Source organism: Streptomyces sp. 11x1 (genome assembly GCF_032598905.1).
In the GTDB taxonomy this organism is placed as follows: Bacteria; Actinomycetota; Actinomycetes; order Streptomycetales; family Streptomycetaceae; genus Streptomyces.
Genome location: NZ_CP122458.1, coordinates 9,325,169 through 9,348,656, shown reverse-complemented (window position 1 = coordinate 9,348,656; position 23,488 = coordinate 9,325,169). Strand labels below are relative to the sequence as shown.

Sequence of the window (23,488 nt, the reverse complement as noted above, 5' to 3'; positions counted from 1 at the left end):
CCCGTCGGGTACGACGCCCTCGGTACGGCGCGGGACGCACCGCCCCGGTTTCTGATATCCGCCCCGGGGGTCGGTGCGTCTCCTGTTCGCAGCCGCTCGCGCGGGCCGACGCAAGCGAGCCACGCCCCGTAGCCGAGACCCGAGGACCCCCACGTGACTGCAGAGATCAGCCGCCGGAGCACGCTGAAGATCGCCGGTATCGCCGCGGGTGCGGCGGGCCTGGGGGCCGGCACGGGCCTGGCGGCGACGCCCGCCTCGGCCGCGGGCAGCGGCTTCGCGCACCCCGGTCTGCTCCACACCACAGCGGATCTGGCCCGGATGGCGGCCAAGGTGAAGGCGGGCGCCCAGCCGTACACGGCGGGCTTCGCCCGGCTGACCGCCAACCGGCACGCGCAGAGCGGCTGGAGGGCCAACCCGCAGACGACCGTGGTCCGCGGCGGCACCGGCCAGAACTACGTGACCCTCTACAACGACATCCACGCCGCCTACCAGAACGGCCTGCGCCACCACGTCTCCGGCGAGGACGCCCACGCCGACACCGCCGTGGCGATCCTCAACGACTGGTCGGCGAAGCTCACCTCCCTGGCGGGCAACGCCGACCGCTTCCTGGCCGCCGGTCTGTACGGCTACCAGTTCGCCAACGCCGCCGAGCTCGTGCGCGACCACCCGGACTTCGCGCTCGACCGCTTCCAGGAGATGCTGAGCGAGGTCTTCGCCCCGCTCAGCGACGACTTCCCGGTCCGCCACAACGGCGCGGTGATCACCAACTACTGGCCCAACTGGGACCTCGCCAACATGGCCTGTGTCCTGGCCGGCGGCATCTTCTGCGACGACAAGGCCCAAGTGGCCCGCGCCGTGGACTACTTCAAGAACGGCGAGGGTCTCGGCGCCGTCAGGAAGGCCATCCCCGTCGTGCACGAGGACGGCCTCGCCGAGTGGCTGGAGGCCGGCCGCGACCAGGGCCACGCGCTGCTCGGTGTCGGCCTGATGGGCACCTTCTGCGAGATGGCCTGGAACCAGGGCATCGACCTGTACGGCTACGACGACAACCGCTTCCTCAAGGGCGCCCAGTACGTGGCCAAGTGGGCCATGGGCGGGGAGGTGCCCTACACGGCCAACACCCGCGCCAAGGGCGCGGTCGACGGGTGGTCGGGGAGGGAGACCGCGTCCGACGCAGCCGCTGTCGACCCGAACATGACGCGCCCCATCTGGGCGATGATCGCCAACCACTACACCAAGCGGCGGGGCCTCGACGCCTCCTACCTCGCCCGGACGGCGGCCAGGGCGGCCCCCGAGGGCGGTGGCGGCGACTACGGCCCCAACAGCGGGGGCTACGACCAACTGGGCTTCGGCACGCTGGCGTTCACCCGGGACCGGGCCACGGCCGCCGAGGCGAGCGCGCCCCCGTCCACGTCCACGTCCACGTCCACGTCCACGGCCGCAGGCTCCGGCTCCGGCTCCGGCGCGAAGACGAGCGCGTCGTCCGCCTCCCCCTCCGCCGGCGCCCAGAACGGCCGGGGCGAGGACCTGGCCGCGACAGGCACCTCCGACTTCCCGGCCTGGACGGCCGCGAGCGGCCTCGCGGCCCTGACGGGCGGCCTCCTCCTGCTGCGCCGCCGCACCGGTTCCGGCGGCGGGCGGCAGAGCTGAGGGGCACGCAACGTCCTCGCAACCTGGCGAGGCGTTCACTGCGCGCATGGATGTCGTCCCGCGCGTACAGCTGACCCCCGCGGCCGCCGATCTCGTCCGGCGGCTGCGGGCGGCCCACGGCCCGTTGATGTTCCACCAGTCGGGCGGCTGCTGCGACGGCAGCGCCCCCATGTGCTACCCCGACGGCGAGTTCCGTACGGGAAACTCGGACGTCCTCCTCGCGGAGCTGACCGTCGACGGGGTCGACGAGACGGTGGGGTTCTGGATGTCCCGCGGCCAGTACGAGGTGTGGAGTCACACCCGCCTCATCGTGGACGTGGTGCCGGGGCGGGGCAGCGGGTTCTCCCTGGAGGCACCCGAAGGGGTGCGTTTTCTCATCCGTTCCCGCGTCGTCGAGGCGGAGCCCCCGCCCGGCCGGTAGTCGTCTGGTGCACTTCCCCTGAGTCCTGGGACATTTGACGAGGCATCAGGGGGCACCGTGACACGTCGTGCTCGACGGCTCAGAACGGTACTGACGGTTCTCTCGACGTGGAGCGTGCTGGCCGGGGCGGCCCTCGTGGGGGCGGCACCGGCCGGCGGCGCGCCCAGGGCCGTCGCCCTGGCACCGGGCGTGCAGTACAGCCAGTTCGACATCCGGGCGGCCAAGGGCGTGACGCACGCCCATGTGCTGACGGTCGACCTGAGCAATCCCCAGGTGGGCGTCGGGCTGCTGTACCCGGGGAAGGTGGCCTCGCGCGCGACCGTGTCCCGGCTGGCCACCGCGGCGGGTGCCGTGGCCGGGGTCAACGGCGACTTCTTCAACATCACCGAGACCCAGCACCCCGGCGTCGCCGCCACCGGGGCGACGGTCGGCCCCGCGATCGCCGCCGGGCACGCGCTCAAGGCCGCCGTGCCGAGGGGCCAGCGCTTCGGTCCGGCCCTGCCGCCGGGCACCGGCACCACGGACGTGCTGGGCGTCACCGCCGACGGTAGGGCCCGCCTCGACCGCATCGCCCTCGACGGTTCCGTCACCACCGCCGAGGGCGACCTCTCGCTGCGCGGCCTCAACCAGTACGCCCTGCCGGTCGGCTCCGTGGGCGCGTTCACCACGGACTGGGGCAGCGTCTCCCGGATGCGCGCGGTCTGCGGCACCGACACCGACCGGGCCGCGCCGTGCAGCACCGACACGCACGAGGTGCTGGTCGAGGACGGCCGCGTGGTCGGTACGGCGGGTACCCCCGGCAGCGGGGCGATCGCCGCCGGCACGACCGTCCTGGTCGGACGCGAGGCGGGCGCGCAGCAGCTGCGCAAGCTCGCCCCCGGTGACGCGGTGGAGGTACGGCACCTCCTCGTCTCCTCGACGGGCACGCCGTACGCGTTCGCGCTCGGCGGCTACCCGGTCCTGCGGGGCGGCCTGCCGCTGCCCGGCCTCGACGCCACGACCTCGGCGGTCCGCACGGCCGCGGGCGTCGCCGACGGGGGCCGCCGCCTGCTGCTGCTCGCCCTGGACGGCGCGGCGGCCTACCGCACCGGGCTGACCATCGCGGAGGTCGCCGACACGATGCGGGGCCTGGGCGCGGTCGACGCGTTCAGCCTGGACGGCGGCGGCTCCTCCACGCTCGTGGCCCGCGCCCCGGGGACGACGACGGTCACCGTCCGCAACCACCCCAGCGACGGCGCCGAGCGGGCCGTCCCGAACGGTATCGGCGTGTTCACCAAGGCGTGAGGCACGTTGTCGGCCGCGGGGCCGGTGGGCTGCTCACGCAGTTCCCCGCGCCCCTGAAAAGCGTCACCTCACCCTCATGGCTTCACGCTGCTCACGATGTCCGCCGTGGCCGTGAGCCCGTTGTGGACGGTCGGCGCCAGACTCGTGCCCGCCATGGAGAACCCCAACAGCACACAGACCGCTGCGTGCGAGAACTTCAGCGCACCATTGCGCATGAAGACCACCGTCAGGATCCCGAGCAACACCACCACAGAGATGGAAACGGCCATCGTCAACCTCCTCCGCCACGCCCATTTCGCGGCATTCGGCCGCAAGTGTGGCGCACCGGAGGGTTAGCCCGTGCGGCGGAGCCGTCCGCCGAACGAGTGGTGTCGACCGCGTCGGGGTTCGTCGCGCCTACGCCACCCCGCGTGCGTCCAGGAACTCCTCAAGACCCGCGAGGTCATCGGTGTTGAGGTGGTCGACACCCGCGGCCAGCAACTCACCCCACAGCGCGTCCCGCGCCGGCCCCGCCAGATCGGGCGTCGCCCAGAACCGCACCCGCTGACCGCGTCCGTGCGCCGTCGAGACGATCTGCCGGAGCCTTTCGCGTTCGGCTCCCGGGAAGGGACCCACGCCCTGCCAGGTGAAGTTGAGCAGCCAGTTGTCGGAGATCAGCGGGATGAAGGAGGCCGGCGCCGGCGTCGTGGACACGAGGTCGGCAAGCCGCCCGTCGTAGAAGGCACGCCGCACCGTCTGTGCCTCCATGGGCACCCGGGCGGCCCGGTCCCCGGAGATCACGGCCGTGACCGCGCCCTGACGGACCCGCCCGTGCGCGTACGTGGTGAACAGGTGCCGGTAATGCCGCAGATGGCGGTCGATTTCGAGGTACGTGGACGAGCCTTCGGTCTTGATGTCGATGAGGAGCTGCAGCGGCCTGCGGTGCCCCCGGTGGACCGAACCCCGGTTGGCGCGCACCCGTGCGGCGAGCGGCTCCAGGTAGAGGGCTTCGAGGGTGCGGGCGGGGTCGAGGTCCGCGGGGTCGTGGGCGACGAGGAGTTGGTCGCCGACGAGGAAGATGTCGGCCTCGACGCTGCCGAAGCGGTGGTCGAGGGCGTCGAGGAGGGGCCGCGGGTGCTCGTAGTCGTTGTGCGCGTGGGCCCGCCACAACGGGCGTGGCCGGTGCTTCTGTTCGCCGGCCAGCGCGCTCGTGGCGGGCAGGGCGATGGCGCCCGTGAGGGCGGCGCCGAGGGTGGTGAGGGCTCTGCGGCGGGTGGTGAGGGCCATGCTCTGCCTCCCGGATGGGCCGGTTGCGGACCCAGCGAGTATGCGAGCTGGAAGGGGCCGATGAGCAGGTCCGTGCGGGGAGTTGGCCGGACCGCCGTCGTGCGTTCACCCGCGTTCACCGGGCCGCGGGTGAACGCACGGAGAAGCCCGCCCCAGGTGGGGCGGGCTCTCCGCGCTCTTCTTCCGTTGTACGTCAGGGGGCTTGGAGGTCGACCAGTTCGGCCAGGGCGGCCCGGTGGGCGCCCGCGGTGCCGTACGCGATCGAGTCGGCCTTCGCCCGCTTCAGGTACAGGTGGACCGGGTGTTCCCAGGTCATGCCGATTCCGCCGTGCAGTTGCAGCGCCTCCTCGGCCGCGTGGACGGCGACGGGTGCCGCGAAGGCCTGGGCGACGGCCACGGCGAGGTCGGCGTCGTCGCCCGAGGTGGCGAGCTGGTCGGCCGCGTTCCGGGCGGTGGCCCGCAGGTTGACGACCTCCAGCCACAGCTGCGCGAGGCGGTGCTTGAGCGCTTGAAAGCCGCCGACGGGCCGGTTGAACTGCTTGCGTTGCTTGAGGTAGCGGACCGTCTCGGTCAACGTCCATTCGGCGAGGCCGAGTTGCTCGGAGGCGAGGAGTCCGGCCCCGGCCCGCAGGGCGCGGCGCACGGCGGGCTCGGCGTCCCCGAGGAGGCGGCCCGGCGCACCGTCGAGGGTCACCTCGGCCACCGGCCGGGTCAGGTCCAGCGACACCTGCGGGGTGACGGTCGCGGCGGTGGCGTCGACCGCGTAGAGGCCCCCGTCGTCGGCGGGCACCAGCAGCACGTCGGCGACGGCCGCGTCCGCGATGCCGGTCAGCCGCCCGTGCAGGGCACCGTCCTCGAACCGTACGACCTGGTAGGCGCTGCCGGCGGAGACGTTCAGGGCGACCGCCAGGGCGCCGATCCGCCGCCCCGACGCCAGTTCGCCGAGCAGGTCGCGGGCGTCGGCGGCGAGCAGTGCCTCGGTGGCGACGACGGCGCTGGTGAGGTACGGCACCGGGGCGACGGACCGCCCCAACTCCTCCAGGACGACGGCGACTTCACGGTGGGTGGCGCCCTGTCCGCCGAGTTCCTCGGGGACGAGCAGCCCGGCGAGGCCCATGCCGTCGGCGAGCAGCTTCCACAGTTCACGGTCGTGCGGGGCGTCCGACTCGACGCGGGCGATGACGCCGGCCGCGTCGCAGTGGTCGCTCAGCAGGTCGCGGACGGCCGCCCGGAGAGCTTCTTCGTCCTCCGAGTACAGGAGGTCGGGCTGTGCCCTCGGTGTCGTCATCGGGACAGGTCCTTCCACGCGACGTCCTTGTCGGTGCGCGGTTCGCCGGGCAGGCCCAGGACGCGCTCGGCGACGATGTTCAGCAGGACCTCGGTGGTCCCGCCCTCGATGCTGTTGCCCTTGGAACGGAGGTAGCGGTAGCCGGCGTCCCGGCCGACGAAGTCGACCAGCTCGGGGCGGCGCATGGTCCAGTCGTCGTACAACAGGCCTTCCTCGCCCCGGAGTTCGACCTCCAGGCCGCTGATCTCCTGGTTGAGGCGGGCGAAGGCGAGCTTCATGCCGGCGCCCTCGGGGCCGGGCTGACCGGCGACGAGCTGCTGGCGCAGCCGTTCGGCCGTGAGACGGGCGGCCTCGGACTCGACCCAGAGCTTGAGCAGCCGCTGGTGGAGGTCGTGGGTGCGCAGTTCGGGGTGTTCGCGCCAGGTCTTGGCCACCGGGCCGATCATGCCGCCCTCGCGGGGCAGCCGCATGCCGCCGATGGCGACGCGCTCGTTGTTGAGGGTGGTCTGCGCGACCTTCCAGCCGTCGCCGATCTCGCCGAGGCGGCGCGCGTCCGGGATGCGGACGTCGGTGATGAACACCTCGTTGAACTCGGCCTCGCCGGTGACCTGCCGCAGGGGCCTGACCTCGATGCCGGGGTCGGTCATGTCGCAGATGAAGTAGGTGATGCCCCGGTGCTTGGGCACGTCCGGGTCGGTGCGGGCGATGAGGATGGCCCAGCGGGCGACGTGGGCGCTGGACGTCCACACCTTCTGCCCGTTGACCACCCAGTCGCCGTCGCCCTCGCGGACGGCCCGGGTGCCGAGCGCGGCGAGGTCGGACCCGGCGCCGGGCTCGCTGAAGAGCTGGCACCAGACCTCCTCCCCGGTCCACAGCGGCCGCAGGTACTGCCGCTTCTGCTCCTGCGTGCCGTAGGCGAGGATCGTCGGCGCGGCCATGCCGAGGCCGATGCCGATACGGCGGGGGTCGTTGTCGGGGGCGCCCTCCGCCTCCAGGTCGGCGTCCACCACGGCCTGGAGGGAACGCGGGGCGCCGAGGCCGCCGAGGCCCTCGGGGTAGTGCACCCAGGCGAGGCCGGCGTCGAAGCGGGCGCGCAGGAAGTCCAGGCGGTCGGTGGTGGCGGGCGGGTACGCGGCCAGCAACTCGGCGGTGCGGCGCCTGAGGTCACTTGCGTCGGTCATGCGGCGGCTCCGTTCTCCGGCGAGGGCACCACGACCACCCGGCCGGTGGTCACGCCGTCGGCGACGCGCTGCACGGCGGCCGCGGCCCCGTCGAGCGGTGCGCGCTCGCTCACCAGCGGCTTGACGACGCCCCGGGCCGCCAGCTCGGTGAGCTGCTCGTGGCAGTGCTGGACCAGCTTCGGGTTCTTGGTGTTGTACAGGCCCCAGTGCAGGCCGAGGATCGAGTAGTTCTTGACGAGGGCGTGGTTGAGGCCGGGGCTGGGGATCGTCCCGCTCGCGAAGCCGACGACCACGATGCGTCCCTCGAAGGCGACGACCTTGGTCGACTGTGTGTAGGCCTCGCCGCCCACGGGGTCGTAGATCACGTCCGCGCCCCGGCCTCCGGTGGCTTCCTTCACGGCGGAGACGACGTCCTCGCTCCGCCGGTCGATCACCACGTCGCAGCCCAGCTCGCGGGCCACGACGGCCTTGTCGGCGCCGCCCACGACACCGATGACCGTCGCGCCCGCGGCCTTGCCGAGCTGCACCGCCGCGCTGCCGACCCCTCCGGCGGCAGCGTGGACGAGCAGGGTCTCCCCCGCTTCGAGGCGGGCCCGGCGGTGGAGGCCGAACCAGCCCGTCTGGTAGCCGATGTGCAGGGCCGCGGCCTCGGCGTCGTCGAGCGAGTCGGGTGCGGGCAGCAGGGCGGCGGCGTCGGCGACCGCGTACTCGGCGAGGCCGCCGTACGGCAGCGCCGGATTGGCGAGGACCCGGCGTCCGTCCTCCGTCTCCCCGCAGATCTCCACGCCCGGCGTGAACGGCAGCGGCGGCCGGACCTGGTAGTGCCCCCGGCACATCAGCACGTCGGGGAAGTTGATGTTCGCGGCGCGCACCTTCAGCAGGACCTGGCCGTCACCGGGCGTGGGCCGCTCCGCGTCGTGGAGCCGCATCACCTCGCTCGGCTCGCCGTTCTCGTGCACTTGCCATGCCTGCATGCGGTGCCTCCACGGACTGCTCCGGACTGCTTCGTCGGCCCCGGGGCCGACTGCCGCATGCATACTAAGCGGTCGCTTGCCCTCCGGGGAACAGTCGGGACGCAGTAGCGTGCGTCACGACCGTGCGGGCCTGGCCCGGACATGCATCCGCTCCCCCTGCGGCCCGAACAGACTGAGGAACTCCACCGGCTCCTCCCCCGCCGCGCCGAACCAATGCGGGACCCGGGTGTCGAACTCGGCGGCCTCCCCGGCGACCATCACCACATCATGCTCGCCGAGCACGACCCGCAGCTTGCCGGACATCACATACAGCCACTCGTAGCCCTCATGGGTGCGCGGTTCCGGCTCCTGTCGCCCCTGGGGCTCGACACGCACCTTGAAGGCCTGGAGGCCGCCCGGCTGCCGGGTGAGCGGCCAGTACGTCCGCCCGTGCCGCTGGATCGGCTTGGACCGCACCCGCGGATCACCGACCGGCGGCTCCCCGATCAGCTCGTCCAGCGGCACCTGGTGGGCCCGCGCGATCGGCAGCAACAGCTCCAGACTGGGCTTGCGCAGCCCCGACTCCAGCCGGGACAGCGTGCTCACCGAGATACCGGTCGCCTCCGACAGTCCCGCGAGCGTCGCCTCCCGCTCCTTGCGGATCCGCCGCAGCCGCGGCCCGACTCCGGCGAGCACCTCGTCCGTGCCGCTCGCACCCTCGTTCGTGTCACTCGTACCACTCATGCCTTCATTGCAGTTTCGGCAAAGACATTTGTCAATGCGGCAGCGCTCGCGCGACCGTCGGTCGTGGAGGTGGTCACCATGACCGAGCAGTACGACATGGCCGAGCAGTACGAAGTGATCGTCATCGGCGGCGGCGCGGCGGGGCTCTCCGCCGCCCTGGTCCTGGGCCGGGCCCGGCGCCGCACCCTGGTCGTCGACGCGGGCGAGCCCCGCAACGCACCCGCCGCGCACATGCAGGGCTTCCTGTCGCGGGACGGGATGTCCCCGGCGGAGTTCCTGGCCGTCGGCCGGGAGGAGATCGCCCGCTACGGCGTGGCACTGGTCCGGGGCCGGGCGGCCGACGTGACGCGGGACGACGACGGCCGGACCTTCACCGTCGCCCTCGCGGACGGCCGGACCGTGCGCGCCCGGCGCCTGGTCTTCGCCACGGGGCTGAAGGACGAACTCCCGGCCGTCCCCGGCGTCGCCGAACGCTTCGGCCGGGACGTGCTCCACTGCCCCTACTGCCACGGCTGGGAGGTCCGCGACCAGCCCTTCGGTGTCCTCGCGACGACCCCGCTGAGCGTCCACCAGGCCCTGATGGTCTCCCAGTGGTCCAAGGACGTGACCCTGTTCCTGCACACCGTCGCCGAATCCGACCTCTCCGACGACGACCTGCGCCGCCTCGCGGCAGCCGGGGTCCGGGTGGTCCCCGGCGAGGTCGCGGGCCTGGTCGTGGCGGACGACCGTCTCACCGGCGTCAGGCTCGCCGACGGCACGACCCACGCTCGCTCGGTGCTCTTCGCCGCCCCCCGCCCGGTCCCGCAGACGACCCTCCTGGAAAAACTGGGCGCCGAGCTGACCGAGACCCCGTTCGGCGCCTACCCGGTGGTCGACCCGACCGGCCGAACCACGATCCCCGAAGTCTGGGCGGCCGGCAACGCGATGGGCTTCTCGGAACAGGTGATCAACGCGGCCTCCTCGGGCTACCGAGCGGGGGCCACGATCAACGGAGACCTCCTGACGGCAGACCTGGACGCGGGTTGATCGAGCGGCCCGAAGGGCCATCGCCCGTAGGGGCGCGGGGAACTGCGCGAGAAGCCTCACCCACCCGCACCCGCCGACGAAACCCGCGTCCCCACCCCAATAGGCGCCCGGCGAAACTCCGTAGGACCATGGCTCCATGCTCTTCGCCCGGCTCGCCCGCGTGTCGCAAGAGATCGCCGCCGCCTCGGCCCGGTCCCGCAAGGCCGCCCTGCTCGCCGAACTCTTCCGGGACGCGGACGCCGCGGACGTCCCGATCGTCATCCCGTACCTCGCGGGCCGGCTGCCCCAGGGCAGACTCGGTATCGGCTGGAAGGTCCTGGACCAGCAGATCCTGCCGGCCACCACCCCCACCCTCACGGTCCGCGAGGTGGACGCCCGGCTGACGGTGATCGGCGCGGTCGCCGGCACCGGTGCGCAGGCCGAACGAAGGCGCCTGGTCGGCGAGTTGCTGGCGGCGGCCATGGAGGAGGAGCAGCGCTACCTGTTCGGCCTGCTCACCGGTGAGGTCCGCCAGGGCGCCCTGGACGCCCTCGCCGTGGAGGGGCTGGCCGGCGCCACCGGGGCGCCCGCCGCCGACGTACGCCGGGCGGTGATGCTGGCCGGCTCGCTCCAGACCGTGGCCCAGGCACTGCTGGCGGAGGGCGCGTCGGCCCTGGACGGGTTCCGGCTCACCGTGGGGCGGCCCGTCCAGCCGATGCTGGCGCACAGCGCCTCCTCCGTCGCGGAGGCCGTGGCCAAGCTGGGCGAGTGCGCGGTCGAGGAGAAGCTCGACGGCATCCGCGTCCAGGTCCACCGCGACGGCGACCGCGTACGCCTCTACACCCGCACCCTGGACGACATCACCGACCGGCTGCCCGAACTAACCGCCGCCGCACTGGAGTTGCGGGGTGAGCGGTTCATCCTGGACGGAGAGGTGATCGCGTTCGACGAGAACGGCCGGCCGCGTTCCTTCCAGGAGACCGCCGCACGGGTCGGCTCCCGGCTGGACGTGGCGACGGTGGCCGAGCAGGTACCCGTATCACCGGTCTTCTTCGACGCGCTCTCCGTCGACGGCCAAGACCTGCTGGACCTGCCCTTCACCGACCGCCACACCGAGCTGGCCCGCTTCGTCCCCGCGCCGATGCGCGTCCGACGCACCCTGGTGCACGGCCCCGGCGACCTCACCGAGGCGGAGGGCTTCCTCGCCGCCACGCTGGAACGCGGTCACGAGGGCGTCGTGCTGAAGGCGCTCGACGCCCCCTACAGCGCGGGCCGGCGCGGTGCCTCGTGGTTGAAGGTCAAGCCCGTGCACACCCTGGACCTGGTGGTCCTGGCCGCAGAGTGGGGGCACGGCCGCCGCACGGGCAGGCTCTCCAACCTGCATCTCGGCGCCCGCACCGCCGACGGCTCCTTCGCCATGCTCGGCAAGACCTTCAAGGGCATGACCGACGCGTTGCTGGCCTGGCAGACCGAGCGGCTGACGGAGCTGGCCGTGGAGCGGCACGGCTGGGGCGTGACCGTACGCCCCGAACTCGTCGTCGAGATCGCCTACGACGGCCTGCAGCGCTCCACCCGCTACCCGGCCGGTGTCACCCTGCGTTTCGCCCGCGTGATCCGCTATCGCGAGGACAAGACCCCCGCCGAAGCCGATACGGTCGAGACCCTGATCGCCGCACACCCCGAGGTGACGCGTTGACCACCCCCAAGCGCAGTGCCGGCCTGCTGCTGCACCGCCGCACCGAGCACGGCGTCGAGGTGCTGCTCGGCCATATGGGCGGCCCGTATTTCGCGCAGAAGGACGCGGGGGCGTGGAGCGTGCCCAAGGGCGAGTACGAACCGGACGAGCCCGCCTGGGACGCGGCCCGCCGGGAGTTCCAGGAGGAGCTGGGGCTGGCCCCGCCCGACGGGGAGGCCGTACCGCTGGGCGAGGTGCGGCAGAAGAACGGCAAGATCGTGACGGCCTGGGCGATCGAGGCGGACCTCGACCCGGCCACCGTCGTGCCGGGCACCTTCCGCATGGAGTGGCCGCCGAGGTCCGGCCGACTCCAGGAGTTCCCGGAGCTGGACCGCGTGGAGTGGCTCAGCGTCGAACGGGCCCGGGCCGTGATCGTCCCGGCGCAGGCGGAGTTTCTCGACCGTCTTCTGGAGCACTCGGACTGAGTCGCGTTGCGGCGTGCTCCGTAGCGCGGGAAGGTCGAAGGACAGTCCACGCAGGAGGCCAGCATGCCCATCGCCACGGTCAACCCGGCGAACGGCGAGACCCTCAAGACGTACGACGCCCTGGGCGAGGAGGAGATCGAGCACCGCCTCGCCACCGCCGACGCCACCTTCCGCACCTACCGGACCACCTCCTTCGCGGAGCGCGCCCGGCTGCTGCGCCGGGCCGCCGACCTCCTCGACGAGGACGCCGAGGACGTCGCGCGGACGATGACCACGGAGATGGGCAAGCCCGTCAAGCAGGCCCGCGCCGAGGCCGCCAAATGCGCGAAGGCGATGCGCTGGTACGCCGACCACGCCGAGGTGCTGCTCACCGACGTGGAGCCGTCCGACGCGGACGTGAAGGACTCGGGCGCCTCCCGGGTCCTGGTCCGCTACCGCCCGCTCGGCCCGGTGCTCGCCGTGATGCCGTGGAACTTCCCGCTCTGGCAGGTGATCCGGTTCGCCGCGCCCGCCCTGATGGCCGGCAACGTGGGCCTGCTGAAGCACGCCTCCAACGTCCCGCAGACCGCGCTCTACCTGGAGGACCTCTTCCGCCGGGCGGGCTTCCCCGAGGGCTGCTTCCAGACCCTGCTCGTCGGCTCGCGCGCCGTCGAGGACATCCTGCGCGACCCCCGTGTGAAGGCCGCCACCCTCACCGGCAGCGAGCCGGCCGGCCGGGCGGTCGCCTCGGTCGCCGGGGACGAGGTCAAGAAGACCGTCCTGGAACTGGGCGGCAGTGACCCGTACGTGGTGATGCCGTCCGCCGACGTCGAGGAGGCGGCCCGGATCGCGGTGACGGCCCGGGTGCAGAACACCGGTCAGTCGTGCATCGCCGCCAAGCGGTTCATCGTGCACGACGACGTCTACGACGCCTTCGCCGAGCGGTTCGTCGAGGCCATGAAGGCGTTGAAGGTCGGCGACCCGCTGGACGAGGACACCGATGTCGGCCCGCTCTCCAGCGAGCGGGGCCGCAAGGACCTGGAGGAACTGGTCGACGAGGCCGTGGAGAGCGGGGCCACCGTGCTGTGCGGTGCCGAACGCCCCGACGGGCCGGGCTGGTTCTACCCGCCGACCGTCCTCGCCGACATCACCCCCGAGATGCGCGTCCACCAGGAGGAGACCTTCGGTCCCGTCGCCACGCTGTACCGGGTGGCCGACCTCGACGAAGCGATCGCGATCGCCAACGACACGCCCTTCGGGCTGAGCTCCAACGTGTGGACCCGGGACAGCGCCGAGGTCGACCGCTTCGTCCGGGACCTGGACGCCGGCGCGGTCTACGTCAACGGGATGACCGCCTCCCACCCGGCGTTCCCGTTCGGCGGGGTCAAGCGGTCGGGATACGGGCGCGAGCTGTCCGGACACGGAATCCGGGAGTTCTGCAACATCACCACCGTATGGCACGGGGCGTGAGCGTTCCGCGGCTACCATCCCCGTTGTGAACCGCGAAGTGACTCTGCCTCTGATCGTCGACGACCGCGGGACCCTGCAGGTGTCTGCGGCCGATGTGAGCAAACTGCTGCGGACGGTGGGCGGGCGCTGGCTGCACCTGGTGGAGGCGGGTGAGGAGCTCGACGAGGACACGGTGGCGGCTCTGACGATCGAGCTGGCGAAGCTCGCGGACCGGATCGACGTGGCGTGCATCGCGCACAGCAGCGGGGCCGCCTCCGGCTAGGGCCGCGTCTCGGTCGTAGGTCGGCTGCAGGTGGTTCGTGGTTGCTCGCGCAGTTCCCCGCGCCCCTGACGGGGCGCGAGTGTGTGCCAGAACATCGATTCGTAGCTTTGCAGCAGGCGGCCGTATCGGTAGGCCGCCTCTTCGTCGATCCGCCCCGTGCCGGTCCCCGTCCGGACTGCCGCCCTCGCCCGCTCCTCCAGTTCCGGGGATGGCTCGGCGAAGAAGTCGAAGAAGCCGCAGGCCTCGTCGGTGAAGGCGCAGCGGTCGCGGAGGGACTTGGCGATCGTCGCGCAATAGCCTCCCCAGGAGGCGAAGTTGGCGCTGAGCGCTAGCACGACGTCGGCCGGGGCGGCACCGAGTGCGAGCCGGGCGACGTACGACGGGTAGGCCTGACAGCCCGGCAGCGGCTCGTACGCCGCCGCCCTCTCCTCGTCCACCCCGCACGCCTGCGCGAGCGCCCCGAGCCGCCCGGCCGCCACCTCCTCCCCCTCCGCGAGCATCTCGAAGAAGGGGGCGCAGGCCGGATCCTCGACGGCCGACCGCTCGGCCAGATGACGGAAGGAGAGCAGATCCGCGGCGATCACCAGCCTCTGCTCCATGGCGAGCACGGCGAGGGTGTCGAGATCGGCCGCACCGGAGGCGATCAGGGGCAGCAGCGGATTGGCATCGGGTCCTGGGGCGAGCCGCGCGGTCATTTCTTCCAGCACTTCACCGGCCGTACGCGTCATCAGGCACTCCTGTCGGGGGGGGACGTGTCGTCACCGCTGATGACAGCCCGAGCCCTGAAGGGGCGCGGGGCCGTGTCGATATGCGGCTGCGCCGCGTGGGCGCGAGCAACCACGACGCTCCCGCAGCCCGACCGACACACGCACCCCCACGCCGCTACCGGATCGGCATTCCCGACAGGGTCCGGGCGATCACCAGCCGCTGCACCTCACTCGTACCCTCGAAGATGGTGTAGATAGCCGCGTCCCGGTGCATCCGCTCGACCGGGTACTCCCGCGTGTACCCGTTGCCGCCGAGGATCTGGATCGCCTGCGCGGTCACCTTCTTCGCCGTCTCGCTCGCGAACAGCTTCGACTGGGACCCCTCGGCCGCCGTGAACTGCTTGCCGTTGATCGCCATCCAGGACGCCCGCCACACCAGCAGCCGCGCCGCGTCGACGGAGGTCCGCATGTCCGCGAGCTGGAAGGCGACGCCCTGGTTGTCGATGATGGGCCGGCCGAACTGCTCACGGGTCTTGGCGTAGTCGAGGGCGACCTCGTACGCGGCACGGGCGGTGCCCACCGCCATGGCGCCCACGGCCGGGCGGGAGGCCTCGAACGTGGCCATCGCCGCGTTCTTCACCCGCTCGCCCCCGGCCTTGGCCCGCTCACGGGCCCGCGCCAGCCGCTCGTCGAGCTTCTCCTTGCCGCCGAGGAGGCAGGAGCCGGGGACGCGGACGTCCTCCAGGACGACCTCGGCGGTGTGGGAGGCCCGGATGCCGTGCTTCTTGAACTTCTGGCCCTGGGACAGTCCGGGCGTGTTCGGCGGGACGATGAAGGACGCGTGGCCCTTGGAGCCGAGCTCGGGGTCGACCACGGCGACCACGACGTGGACGTTGGCGATACCGCCGTTGGTCGCCCAGGTCTTGGTGCCGTTGAGGACCCACTCGTCCTTGGCCTCGTCGTAGACCGCGCGGGTGCGCATGGAGGCGACGTCGGAACCGGCGTCCGGCTCGGAGGAGCAGAACGCGGCGACCTTGACATCGTTCGCGTCACCGTACATCTGGGGGATCCAGGTGCCGACCTGCTCCTCGGTGCCGTTGGCGAGGACGCCGACGGCGGCGAGGCCGGTGCCGACGATGGACAGGGCGATGCCCGCGTCGCCCCAGAACAGCTCCTCCATGGCCATGGGGATGCCGAGGCCGGTCGGATCGAAGTACTGCTGGGCGTAGAAGTCGAGGGAGTAGATGCCGACCTTGGCGGCCTCCTGGATCACCGGCCAGGGGGTCTCCTCGCGCTCGTCCCACTCGGCGGCCGCGGGGCGGATCACGTCGGCGGCGAATCCGTGGAGCCAGTCGCGGACCTCTCGCTGTTCCTCGTTGAGTTCCATGGTGAACTCGGCCATGACGCGCCTCCAGCACTGCACTAAGATGTTACCTACGGTAACTGGAGTCTGTTACCGGTCGGTAGGAAAAGTCAACTCCCGAGCAGTGCTCGGTAGCCCGTTCGATCGGGTCACGCCGATCAGTGTTAGTTTGCGCAAGGCGTCACCGTCATCAGCATTTGGGGGAGAGACTCATGGACACCACGCAGCGGACCGACCAGGAGCGGTCCGCCGACCGCCGTCGTCGCGAGCTGCTGGAGGCCGCGGACCGAGTCGTGCTCCGCGACGGCCCCGGAGCGTCGATGAACGCCATCGCCGCCGAAGCCGGCATCACCAAGCCGATTCTGTACCGCCACTTCGGCGACAAGGGCGGACTCTACGCCGCCCTCGCCCAGCGGCACACCGATGCGCTCCTCGATTCCCTGCGGGCCGCGCTGGACGCCCCCGCGGAGCGCCGTGAACGCGTCGAGGCGACCCTCGACACCTATCTGGCGGCCATCGAGGCCCGCCCCCAGGTGTACCGCTTCCTCATGCACCCCGCCGAGGGCGGCCAGCCCGGCGACCAGGGCTTCGACGTCGGCAAGCACTCGGCCCCCCTCCTGCGGCGCATGGGCGAGGAACTCGGCACGGTCATCGACGACCGCCTCGACCTCGGCCCCGACAGCCGTCAACTGGCACGTGTATGGGGCCACGGCATCGTAGGCATGATGCACGCCGCGGGCGACTGGTGGCTCGGCGAACGCCCCCTCACCAGGGCGGAGTTGGTCCGCAGCCTCGCGGACCTCCTCTGGGGCCGCCTGGCGGCCGCGGGCGACAAGGTCGGCGGCCCGGGTTTCTGAAAGGGTCACTTGATCACATGGTCGGGCGACGCGCCCCTTCAGGGGCGCGGGGAACTGCGCGACCAGCCACGACGAGCCTGCCACCCGCCCGCGAACTCACCGCCCCCACGGCGCCCGGGCGGCCTTCCGCAACACCCGAGAACGCCGCCACCCCGACAGCCGGTCCACATACACCCGGCCCTCGAGGTGATCGCACTCGTGCTGCAGACACCGCGCGAAGAACCCGCTCCCCGACACCCGCACCCGGTCCCCGTCCACCGTGAACCCCTCGACCACGGCCTCGTCGTACCGCTCCACCCCCGCCTCCAGCCCGGGCAGCGACAGACAACCCTCGGGTCCCCGCAGTACGATCCCCCCGGTCGAGACGAGCCGGGGGTTCACCACATGGCCGAGATGACGCACGTCCTCGTCGTCCGGGCAGTCGTACACGAAGACGCGCAGCCCCCGGCCCACCTGGTTCGCGGCGAGCCCCACCCCTCGCGCGTCGTACATGGTCGCGAACATGTCCTCCACAAGCCGCACCAGTTCGGTCCCGAACTCCGTCACCTCTTCACAAGGCGCCTGCAATACGGGGTCCCCGAGCAGTGTCATGGGGAGAACGCGCCCTCGGGCGCCGGGAATCGAGCCGCTTCGCATGGCCGCAAGGGTACGTTCAGACCCGATATCGCCGGTCCGACCAGGGTGACGGCCCGGTCGAGATTCGGGCGCGTGAGTGGATCTCGATAGTCTTTGGTCCACACGTTGCCGGGACTGGGCGCGGCGCTGTACGCAAGGAGGATCGAGAACTGATGGCAGGCAACTCGGACCCGCTCACGCCGCGGGCCAAGCTGGCCGTGACGGCGGGCAAGGCGGTCGCGGCGGCATCGCGTGCCGCTGGACGCGGTAGCGGATCTGTGATCGGCGGCCGGGTGGCACTGAAACTCGACCCCGACCTCCTCGCCAGGCTCGCGCAGAGCCTGGACGTCATCCTGGTCTCCGCCACCAACGGCAAGACCACCACGACCCGGCTGATCGCCGAGGCGCTGCGGGCCGCGGGCCCCGTCGTCTCCAACGCGCTCGGCGCCAACATGCCCGCGGGCATCACCTCGGCGCTCGCCGGGAACTCGGACGCCAAGTTCGCGGTCATCGAGGTCGACGAGAAGTACCTGGCCGGTGTCGCGCGCGACACCGACCCCAAGTGCATCGCACTGCTCAACCTCTCCCGCGACCAGCTCGACCGTGCCGCCGAGACCCGGATGATGGCGGAGGCCTGGCGGGAGGGCCTGGCCGGCACCAAGGCCGTCGTCGTGGCCAACTGCGACGACCCGCTGATCGTGTGGGCGGCCTCGTCCTCGCCGAACGTGGTCTGGGTCGCGGTCGGCCAGATGTGGAAGGACGACGCCTGGTCCTGCCCGTCCTGCGGTGGTGTGATGCAGCGCCCCGGCGACGACTGGTTCTGCGGCGAGTGCGGTTTCCGCCGCCCCACACCGAGCTGGGCGCTCTCCGGCGACCACGTCCTCGACCCGCACGGTTCGGCCTGGCCGATCCATCTGCAGCTGCCGGGTCGCGCCAACAAGGCCAACGCCGCCTCGTCGGCCGCCACCGCCGCCGTCTTCGGTGTGCCGCCGCAGGTCGCCCTGGAACGCATGTACCAGGTGCAGGCGGTCGCCGGACGGTACGACGTGGTGCAGTTCATGCAGCGGGATCTGCGGCTGCTGCTCGCCAAGAACCCGGCGGGCTGGCTGGAGACGTTCTCGCTGATCGACCCGCCGCCGTCGCCGGTGATCCTGTCGGTGAACGCGCGCGGCGCCGACGGCACCGACACCTCGTGGCTCTGGGACGTCGACTACACCCGGCTGACCGGCCACCCGATCTTCGTGCTCGGCGACCGCAAGCTGGACCTCGCGGTGCGTCTGGAAGTGGCGGGTCAGCACTTCCAGGTCTGCGACACCCTCGACCAGGCGGTGCAGATGTGCCCGCCGGGCCGGATCGAGGTCATCGCGAACTACACCGCGTTCCAGGACCTGCGCCGTCGCGTGGGCAACTGAGCACCCGGCCACGAACGACCATGAACGACTCTGAGGGGCACTGACTTCATGAGCGACAACAGTCTGCGGGTCGTCTGGGTCTACCCGGACCTGCTCAGCACCTACGGCGACCAGGGCAACGTCCTCGTCGTCGAGCGCCGCGCGCGGCAGCGCGGCCTGGACGTGGCCCGGCTGGACGTGCGCAGCGACCAGCCGATCCCGACCTCCGGCGACATCTATCTGATCGGCGGCGGCGAGGACCGGCCGCAGCGGCTCGCGGCCGAGCGCCTGCGCCGTGACCGGCATCTGTACCAGGCGGTGAACAACGGCGCGATCGTCTTCGCCGTCTGCGCCGGGTACCAGATCCTCGGCCACGAGTTCGTCAACGACCTCGGCCAGCGTGAGCCGGGCCTCGGCCTGCTCGACGTGACCACGACCCGGGGCGAGGGCGAACGGTGCGTCGGCGACGTCCTCGCGGACATCGACCCGCGCCTCGGGCTGCCGCAGCTGACCGGGTTCGAGAACCACCAGGGCGTCACCCACCTCGGCCCCACCGCCCGCCCCCTCGCACAGGTCCGCCTCGGCAAGGGCAACGGCACGGGCGACGGCACGGAGGGCGCGTACAACGACACCGTCTTCGGCACGTACATGCACGGGCCGGTGCTGGCGCGGAACCCGCAGATCGCGGACCTGCTGCTGAAGCTGGCGCTGGACGTGAACGCGCTGCCGCCGACCGACGACCGCTGGTTCGAGGCGCTGCGCGACGAGCGGATCTCGGCGGCCCAGCAGCCCGCGTAGCGCGTCCGGGCGGGGGCCGGGGCCCTTGAGAAACGGTTCAGCACCGCTCGTGCGAAAGGCCCATCCGTAGGGGCTCCCGCTCACCTGTGAATGCCCGTCTGACCAGGGCTCCGCTCACCTGTGCGGGGCCGTCCAGCAGGCGGACGCCCGCTACGGCCCCGCCCCCTGCCGCCGGTAGGGTGGCGGGGATTCCAGCCGGACAGCGTGGTCCGGTCCCCGGCCCACGTCGAGAAGGTATTCGGGCTATGCGTATTGGTGTCCTCACGTCCGGCGGCGACTGCCCGGGGCTGAACGCCGTCATCCGGTCCGTCGTGCACCGCGCCGTCGTCGACCACGGCGACGAGGTCATCGGTTTCCGGGACGGCTGGAAAGGTCTGCTGGACTGCGACTACCTCAAGCTCGACCTGGACGCGGTGTCCGGCATCCTGGCCCGCGGCGGCACGATCCTCGGTTCCTCCCGGGTGCAGCCCTCGCACCTGCGGGACGGGGTGGCGCGGGCGAAGGGCCACGTCGAGGAGCTCGGGCTCGACGCGATCATCCCCATCGGCGGTGAGGGCACGCTGAAGGCGGCCCGGCTGATGTCGGACAGCGGCCTGCCGGTCGTGGGCGTACCGAAGACCATCGACAACGACATCGCGGTCACGGACGTCACGTTCGGCTTCGACACGGCCGTGGGCGTCGCGACGGAGGCGCTGGACCGGCTGAAGACCACCGCCGAGTCCCACCAGCGCGTCCTGGTCGTGGAGGTCATGGGCCGCCACACCGGCTGGATCGCGCTCCACTCCGGCATGGCGGCCGGCGCGCACGCCATCGTCGTACCGGAACGGCCCTTTGACATCGAGGAGTTGGCCACGAAGGTCGCCGCGCGGTTCTCGGCGGGCAAGCGGTTCGCGATCGTCGTCGCCGCGGAGGGGGCGAAGCCGAAGGCCGGGTCGATGGACTTCGACGAGGGCGGCAAGGACATCTACGGCCACGAGCGGTTCGCCGGGATCGCGCGGCAGCTGTCGATCGAGCTGGAGCAGCGCCTCGGCAAGGAGGCGCGGCCGGTGATCCTCGGGCATGTGCAGCGGGGCGGTACGCCGACCGCGTACGACCGGGTGCTGGCGACGCGGTTCGGGTGGCACGCGGTGGAGGCCGTGCACCGGGGTGAGTTCGGGCACATGACCGCGCTGCGGGGGACCGACATCGTGATGGTGCCGCTCGCGGAGGCGGTGGAGACGTTGAAGACGGTGCCGTCGGAGCGGTACGCCGAGGCGGAGTGTGTGCTGTGAGTTCCGACTAGGAGCTCGGTTCAGCAGGTGGTTCGTCGGCTGCGGGTGGTTCGTGGCTGGTCGCGCAGTTCCCCGCGCCCCTTCAAGGCTTGCCCCCGGTCATGATCGTGACCGGGGGCGGTTCTACTCTTGGGGCGGACGTACAGCGCTCAACCCCCACGAAACAGGAGCCGGCGGATGGATCACAGCGGGCATGGGACGGGGCTCTTGCCCTTCACTCTCGGGCGAGGGCTCTCGTGGTCGGCGGATCCGTTCTTCCTGATCGCGTGCCTGGTGGGCCTCGGGCTGTACGCCTGGGGCGTCGTACGGCTCGTGCGGCGCGGGGACAAGTGGCCGGTGGGGCGGACGATCGCGTTCGTCGTGGGTGTGCTGCTGGTGATGCTGGTGACGTGCACCGGGCTGAACGACTACGGCATGGTCATGTTCAGCGTGCACATGGTGCAGCACATGGTGATCAGCATGCTGGCGCCGATCGTGCTGCTGCTGGGGGCGCCGATCACCCTGGCGCTGCGGGCGCTGCCGGTGGCGGGGAAGGGGCGGAAGGGGCCGCGCGAGCTGCTGCTGATGTTCCTGCACAGCTGGTACATGAAGATCGTCACGCATCCGGCGTTCACGATCCCGATGTTCATCGCGAGCCTCTATGGTCTGTACTTCACGCCGCTGTTCGACTTCCTGATGGGGTCGACGCCGGGGCACATCGTGATGATGACGCACTTCCTGCTGGTCGGGCTGTTCTTCTTCTGGCCGATCATGGGCGTGGACCCGGGCCCGCACCGGCCCGGCTATCTGATGCGGATGCTGGAGCTGTTCGCGGGCATGCCGTTCCACGCCTTCTTCGGCATCGCGCTGATGATGGCGTCCGCGCCGATGGTGAAGACGTACGAGAACCCGCCCGCCTCCCTCGGCATCGACGCCCTGTCCGACCAGAACGCGGCCGGCGGCATCGCCTGGGCCTTCAGCGAGATCCCCTCGGTCCTTGTGCTGCTGGCGCTGCTCTTCCAGTGGTACAACTCCGAGCAGCGGCAGGCCCGGCGCACGGACCGCGCGGCCGACCGGGACGGCGACAAGGAGCTGGAGGCGTACAACGCCTATCTCGCCTCACTCAACGCACGTGGTCACTGAGTCACATTTCTTTTTCTTGCCAGATGCGCTCCCATTCTTTTCTTTGGCCACAGAAACGTGCCCCTTTCTATTTCTCTTGACGGAAAGGCTTTGCCCTTCAGTAGCATGATGCGTGAGCCTCGCATACGCTCTGCGAGGTGACGGGGGAAACCGCAAGGGGGAGCGGTCATGACAATTCGCGCACGCTTGCGAACATCTTTGCTATTGGTGGGCGTACTGGTCCTCGGCGGTTGCGGGGAGTCGGGCCCGTCACTGCTCGCGGTGACGGCGGTGGCCGCGGGGGTGCCGTCCCTCGCTCCTTTCTTCGACGAGGGCGAACGGCTCGGCCGGGACGAGCCGGACCTGCGGTCACTGGCGCCGCACAGCGGCCTTCAGCAGGGCAGCACCCCCGGCCTGTACGGGGGCACACGGAAACCGAAGATCTGTGACGTCGGCAAGCTGGAGGATTTCCTCACCGCTCCCGAGAACAAGAAAAAGGCTCAACAATGGGCCCGGATCGTCGGAGTCGGCGTCGACCGCATCCCGGATTATCTCGACGACCTCACACCTGTTCTGCTGCGCCACGACACCCTCGTGAAGAACCACGACTACAAAAAGGGCAGGGCCGTCCCCTTCGACGCGCTGCTGGAAGCCGGGATCGCTGTATTGGTGGACGATCAGGGGCTGCCGGCCGTCAAGTGCAGCTGCGGAAATCCGCTGCGCTCGTTCGCCGCGGACCCGGGCCGCATCAAGGTGGAGTTCACGGGCGACAACAAGGAGTGGGACAGCTACGACCAGGCCGCGGTGGTCGTCGTCGAACCCGCGCCCGAGCAGTTGAAGGAGATCAAGCTCGTCGATGTCGAGGACCCGGACCGGGGCATCAGCCGCGAGGTCGGCACCACGGGCGAGTCCGACACGACGTTCGACGCACGTGCGCGGCAGTCCGTGCCGAAGGTAGGGGGGATGACCTTCGGCGAGGCGAGCGCGGCCATGGCGGAGCGGGGCCTGGCGGTGACGGTCGCCGGGGACGCGATGCCGCCGAGCGACGCGCCGGTGACCGGGTCGAGCCCCGGGCCGGGCGCCCGGCTGGAGTTCGGCGCCCCGGTGGCACTGCACGTGGAGTGGCCGGACGGGGCTTCGGGAGACGGCACCGTCGGATCCGCGTCCGAACAGGGCACGGACGGCGGCTCGGGACCGAGCGGTGGCGCGACGACGGACGGTGGGTCGGACTCCGACGGCGGATCCTCGAGCACGGATCCGGGGCCGACAGAGCCCTCGGACACGGGAGGTTCGTCCTCGGACGGCTCGTCGTCGGGCGGATCGCCGACGGGAGAGTCACCGACGGACGACAGGTCGTCGCCGACGGACCCGGGCACGATCCCTTCGGGCGGAGGCTCCCCCACGGACGACGTGTCGTCGCCCATGGGGCCCACCACTCCCCCGCCCACGGACGAGACGCCCCGCACGCTGTCACCGGACCCCACCCCCACCCCCACCTCCGCTCCCGCGTCCACCGAACCCTCGACACCCCCGCCGACCACGCGCGACCCCGACCCGGCTCCGCCGCAGGAGAGCGGCCCGCCCACCGACGTCCCCACGAGCGCTCCCGATCCGACCGGTGATCCGCCCTCCGACGTCCCCGGGAGTCCGGGGGATCCGAGCGATGCGGGGGCGCCGGGCGCCCCCGTGCAGGAACCGGCCCGGTTCATGTGGATCTGACCC

Annotated in this window: 23 protein-coding genes; 14 read left to right on the top strand and 9 right to left on the bottom strand. The window is 71.6% G+C overall.

From position 1 onward, the window contains the following. The first annotated feature begins 153 nt into the window (after positions 1-153). The 3 genes from P8T65_RS41170 to P8T65_RS41160 all read left to right on the top strand — a co-directional run bounded on the left by P8T65_RS41170 (position 154) and on the right by P8T65_RS41160 (position 3,355). The gene (locus P8T65_RS41170) at positions 154-1,650 is read left to right on the top strand and encodes an alginate lyase family protein (RefSeq protein WP_316730518.1); all 1,497 of its coding nucleotides are present in this window, start codon (positions 154-156) and stop codon (positions 1,648-1,650) included. A 46-nt stretch (positions 1,651-1,696) separates the two neighbouring features. Next, positions 1,697-2,071, top strand: coding sequence for a DUF779 domain-containing protein (locus P8T65_RS41165; RefSeq protein ID WP_230224596.1), 375 nt, complete (start codon positions 1,697-1,699; stop codon positions 2,069-2,071). A gap of 114 nt (positions 2,072-2,185) precedes the next feature. Then, entirely contained in the window at positions 2,186-3,355 is a 1,170-nt protein-coding gene (locus tag P8T65_RS41160; protein WP_316731882.1) for a phosphodiester glycosidase family protein, read from the top strand. Between the two features lie 74 nt (positions 3,356-3,429). Here P8T65_RS41160 and P8T65_RS41155 read toward each other — a convergent pair whose 3' ends face one another. From P8T65_RS41155 to P8T65_RS41130, 6 genes are all read right to left on the bottom strand, one after another. Next, on the bottom strand, positions 3,430-3,624 hold the full coding sequence (locus tag P8T65_RS41155) for a hypothetical protein (protein ID WP_316730516.1): 195 nt from the start codon (positions 3,622-3,624) through the stop codon (positions 3,430-3,432). A gap of 127 nt (positions 3,625-3,751) precedes the next feature. After that, complete coding sequence (locus tag P8T65_RS41150; RefSeq protein WP_316730514.1) at positions 3,752-4,621, bottom strand: phosphatidylinositol-specific phospholipase C/glycerophosphodiester phosphodiesterase family protein; 870 nt, start codon at positions 4,619-4,621, stop codon at positions 3,752-3,754. Between the two features lie 193 nt (positions 4,622-4,814). Then, the gene (locus P8T65_RS41145) at positions 4,815-5,909 is read right to left on the bottom strand and encodes an acyl-CoA dehydrogenase family protein (RefSeq protein ID WP_316730513.1); all 1,095 of its coding nucleotides are present in this window, start codon (positions 5,907-5,909) and stop codon (positions 4,815-4,817) included. After that, positions 5,906-7,090 (bottom strand): acyl-CoA dehydrogenase family protein, encoded by a 1,185-nt coding sequence (locus tag P8T65_RS41140; protein ID WP_316730511.1) that lies wholly within the window; start codon positions 7,088-7,090, stop codon positions 5,906-5,908. The genes P8T65_RS41145 and P8T65_RS41140 overlap by 4 nt, the downstream gene beginning before the upstream one ends. Next, positions 7,087-8,064, bottom strand: coding sequence for an NADPH:quinone oxidoreductase family protein (locus tag P8T65_RS41135; protein ID WP_316730510.1), 978 nt, complete (start codon positions 8,062-8,064; stop codon positions 7,087-7,089). The genes P8T65_RS41140 and P8T65_RS41135 overlap by 4 nt, the downstream gene beginning before the upstream one ends. A 114-nt stretch (positions 8,065-8,178) precedes the next feature. After that, on the bottom strand, positions 8,179-8,787 hold the full coding sequence (locus tag P8T65_RS41130; protein ID WP_316730508.1) for an XRE family transcriptional regulator: 609 nt from the start codon (positions 8,785-8,787) through the stop codon (positions 8,179-8,181). 78 nt (positions 8,788-8,865) lie between these two features. Between P8T65_RS41130 and P8T65_RS41125 the strand changes: the two genes are divergently transcribed. From P8T65_RS41125 to P8T65_RS41105, 5 genes are all read left to right on the top strand, one after another. Next, positions 8,866-9,813: an NAD(P)/FAD-dependent oxidoreductase gene (locus P8T65_RS41125; protein WP_316730507.1), complete on the top strand. Its 948-nt coding sequence runs from the start codon at positions 8,866-8,868 to the stop codon at positions 9,811-9,813. Between the two features lie 136 nt (positions 9,814-9,949). Next, positions 9,950-11,488, top strand: coding sequence for an ATP-dependent DNA ligase (locus P8T65_RS41120; RefSeq protein ID WP_316730506.1), 1,539 nt, complete (start codon positions 9,950-9,952; stop codon positions 11,486-11,488). Beyond that, positions 11,485-11,952, top strand: coding sequence for an NUDIX domain-containing protein (locus P8T65_RS41115; protein WP_230224492.1), 468 nt, complete (start codon positions 11,485-11,487; stop codon positions 11,950-11,952). The genes P8T65_RS41120 and P8T65_RS41115 overlap by 4 nt, the downstream gene beginning before the upstream one ends. Before the next feature lie 63 nt (positions 11,953-12,015). Then, positions 12,016-13,401: an NADP-dependent succinic semialdehyde dehydrogenase gene (locus P8T65_RS41110; protein ID WP_316730505.1), complete on the top strand. Its 1,386-nt coding sequence runs from the start codon at positions 12,016-12,018 to the stop codon at positions 13,399-13,401. Between the two features lie 25 nt (positions 13,402-13,426). Then, entirely contained in the window at positions 13,427-13,663 is a 237-nt protein-coding gene (locus tag P8T65_RS41105) for a DUF6213 family protein (protein WP_037704958.1), read from the top strand. On the opposite strand, the gene P8T65_RS41100 is transcribed toward P8T65_RS41105, so the two are convergent. Both P8T65_RS41100 and P8T65_RS41095 read right to left on the bottom strand, forming a co-directional pair. After that, positions 13,660-14,391, bottom strand: coding sequence for a transcriptional regulator (locus P8T65_RS41100; protein WP_316730504.1), 732 nt, complete (start codon positions 14,389-14,391; stop codon positions 13,660-13,662). The genes P8T65_RS41105 and P8T65_RS41100 overlap by 4 nt on opposite strands. Positions 14,392-14,545: 154 nt before the next feature. Next, positions 14,546-15,772, bottom strand: coding sequence for an acyl-CoA dehydrogenase family protein (locus P8T65_RS41095; RefSeq protein WP_316730502.1), 1,227 nt, complete (start codon positions 15,770-15,772; stop codon positions 14,546-14,548). Between the two features lie 173 nt (positions 15,773-15,945). Here P8T65_RS41095 and P8T65_RS41090 point away from each other — a divergent pair, with 173 nt between their 5' ends. Then, a complete protein-coding gene (locus P8T65_RS41090) occupies positions 15,946-16,590 on the top strand; it encodes a TetR family transcriptional regulator (RefSeq protein ID WP_184896896.1) in 645 nt (214 codons plus the stop codon). Positions 16,591-16,686: 96 nt separating this feature from the next. Here the strand turns inward: P8T65_RS41090 and def are convergent, their stop codons facing one another. Next, positions 16,687-17,226 carry a peptide deformylase gene (gene def / locus P8T65_RS41085; protein ID WP_316730501.1) on the bottom strand — a complete coding sequence of 180 codons (540 nt, stop codon included), beginning with the start codon at positions 17,224-17,226 and terminating at the stop codon, positions 16,687-16,689. 152 nt (positions 17,227-17,378) lie between these two features. Between def and P8T65_RS41080 the strand changes: the two genes are divergently transcribed. The 5 genes from P8T65_RS41080 to P8T65_RS41060 all read left to right on the top strand — a co-directional run bounded on the left by P8T65_RS41080 (position 17,379) and on the right by P8T65_RS41060 (position 23,485). Then, entirely contained in the window at positions 17,379-18,617 is a 1,239-nt protein-coding gene (locus P8T65_RS41080; protein ID WP_184896892.1) for a MurT ligase domain-containing protein, read from the top strand. A 48-nt stretch (positions 18,618-18,665) separates the two neighbouring features. Continuing rightward, positions 18,666-19,394, top strand: coding sequence for a type 1 glutamine amidotransferase (locus P8T65_RS41075; protein ID WP_184896890.1), 729 nt, complete (start codon positions 18,666-18,668; stop codon positions 19,392-19,394). A gap of 245 nt (positions 19,395-19,639) precedes the next feature. Further along, positions 19,640-20,665 carry a 6-phosphofructokinase gene (locus tag P8T65_RS41070; RefSeq protein ID WP_316730498.1) on the top strand — a complete coding sequence of 342 codons (1,026 nt, stop codon included), beginning with the start codon at positions 19,640-19,642 and terminating at the stop codon, positions 20,663-20,665. A 177-nt stretch (positions 20,666-20,842) separates the two neighbouring features. Next, positions 20,843-21,787 (top strand): cytochrome c oxidase assembly protein, encoded by a 945-nt coding sequence (locus P8T65_RS41065; RefSeq protein ID WP_316730497.1) that lies wholly within the window; start codon positions 20,843-20,845, stop codon positions 21,785-21,787. 207 nt (positions 21,788-21,994) lie between these two features. Further along, positions 21,995-23,485, top strand: a complete 1,491-nt coding sequence (locus P8T65_RS41060; RefSeq protein ID WP_316730496.1) for a DUF6777 domain-containing protein — start codon at positions 21,995-21,997, stop codon at positions 23,483-23,485. Positions 23,486-23,488: the final 3 nt, after the last annotated feature.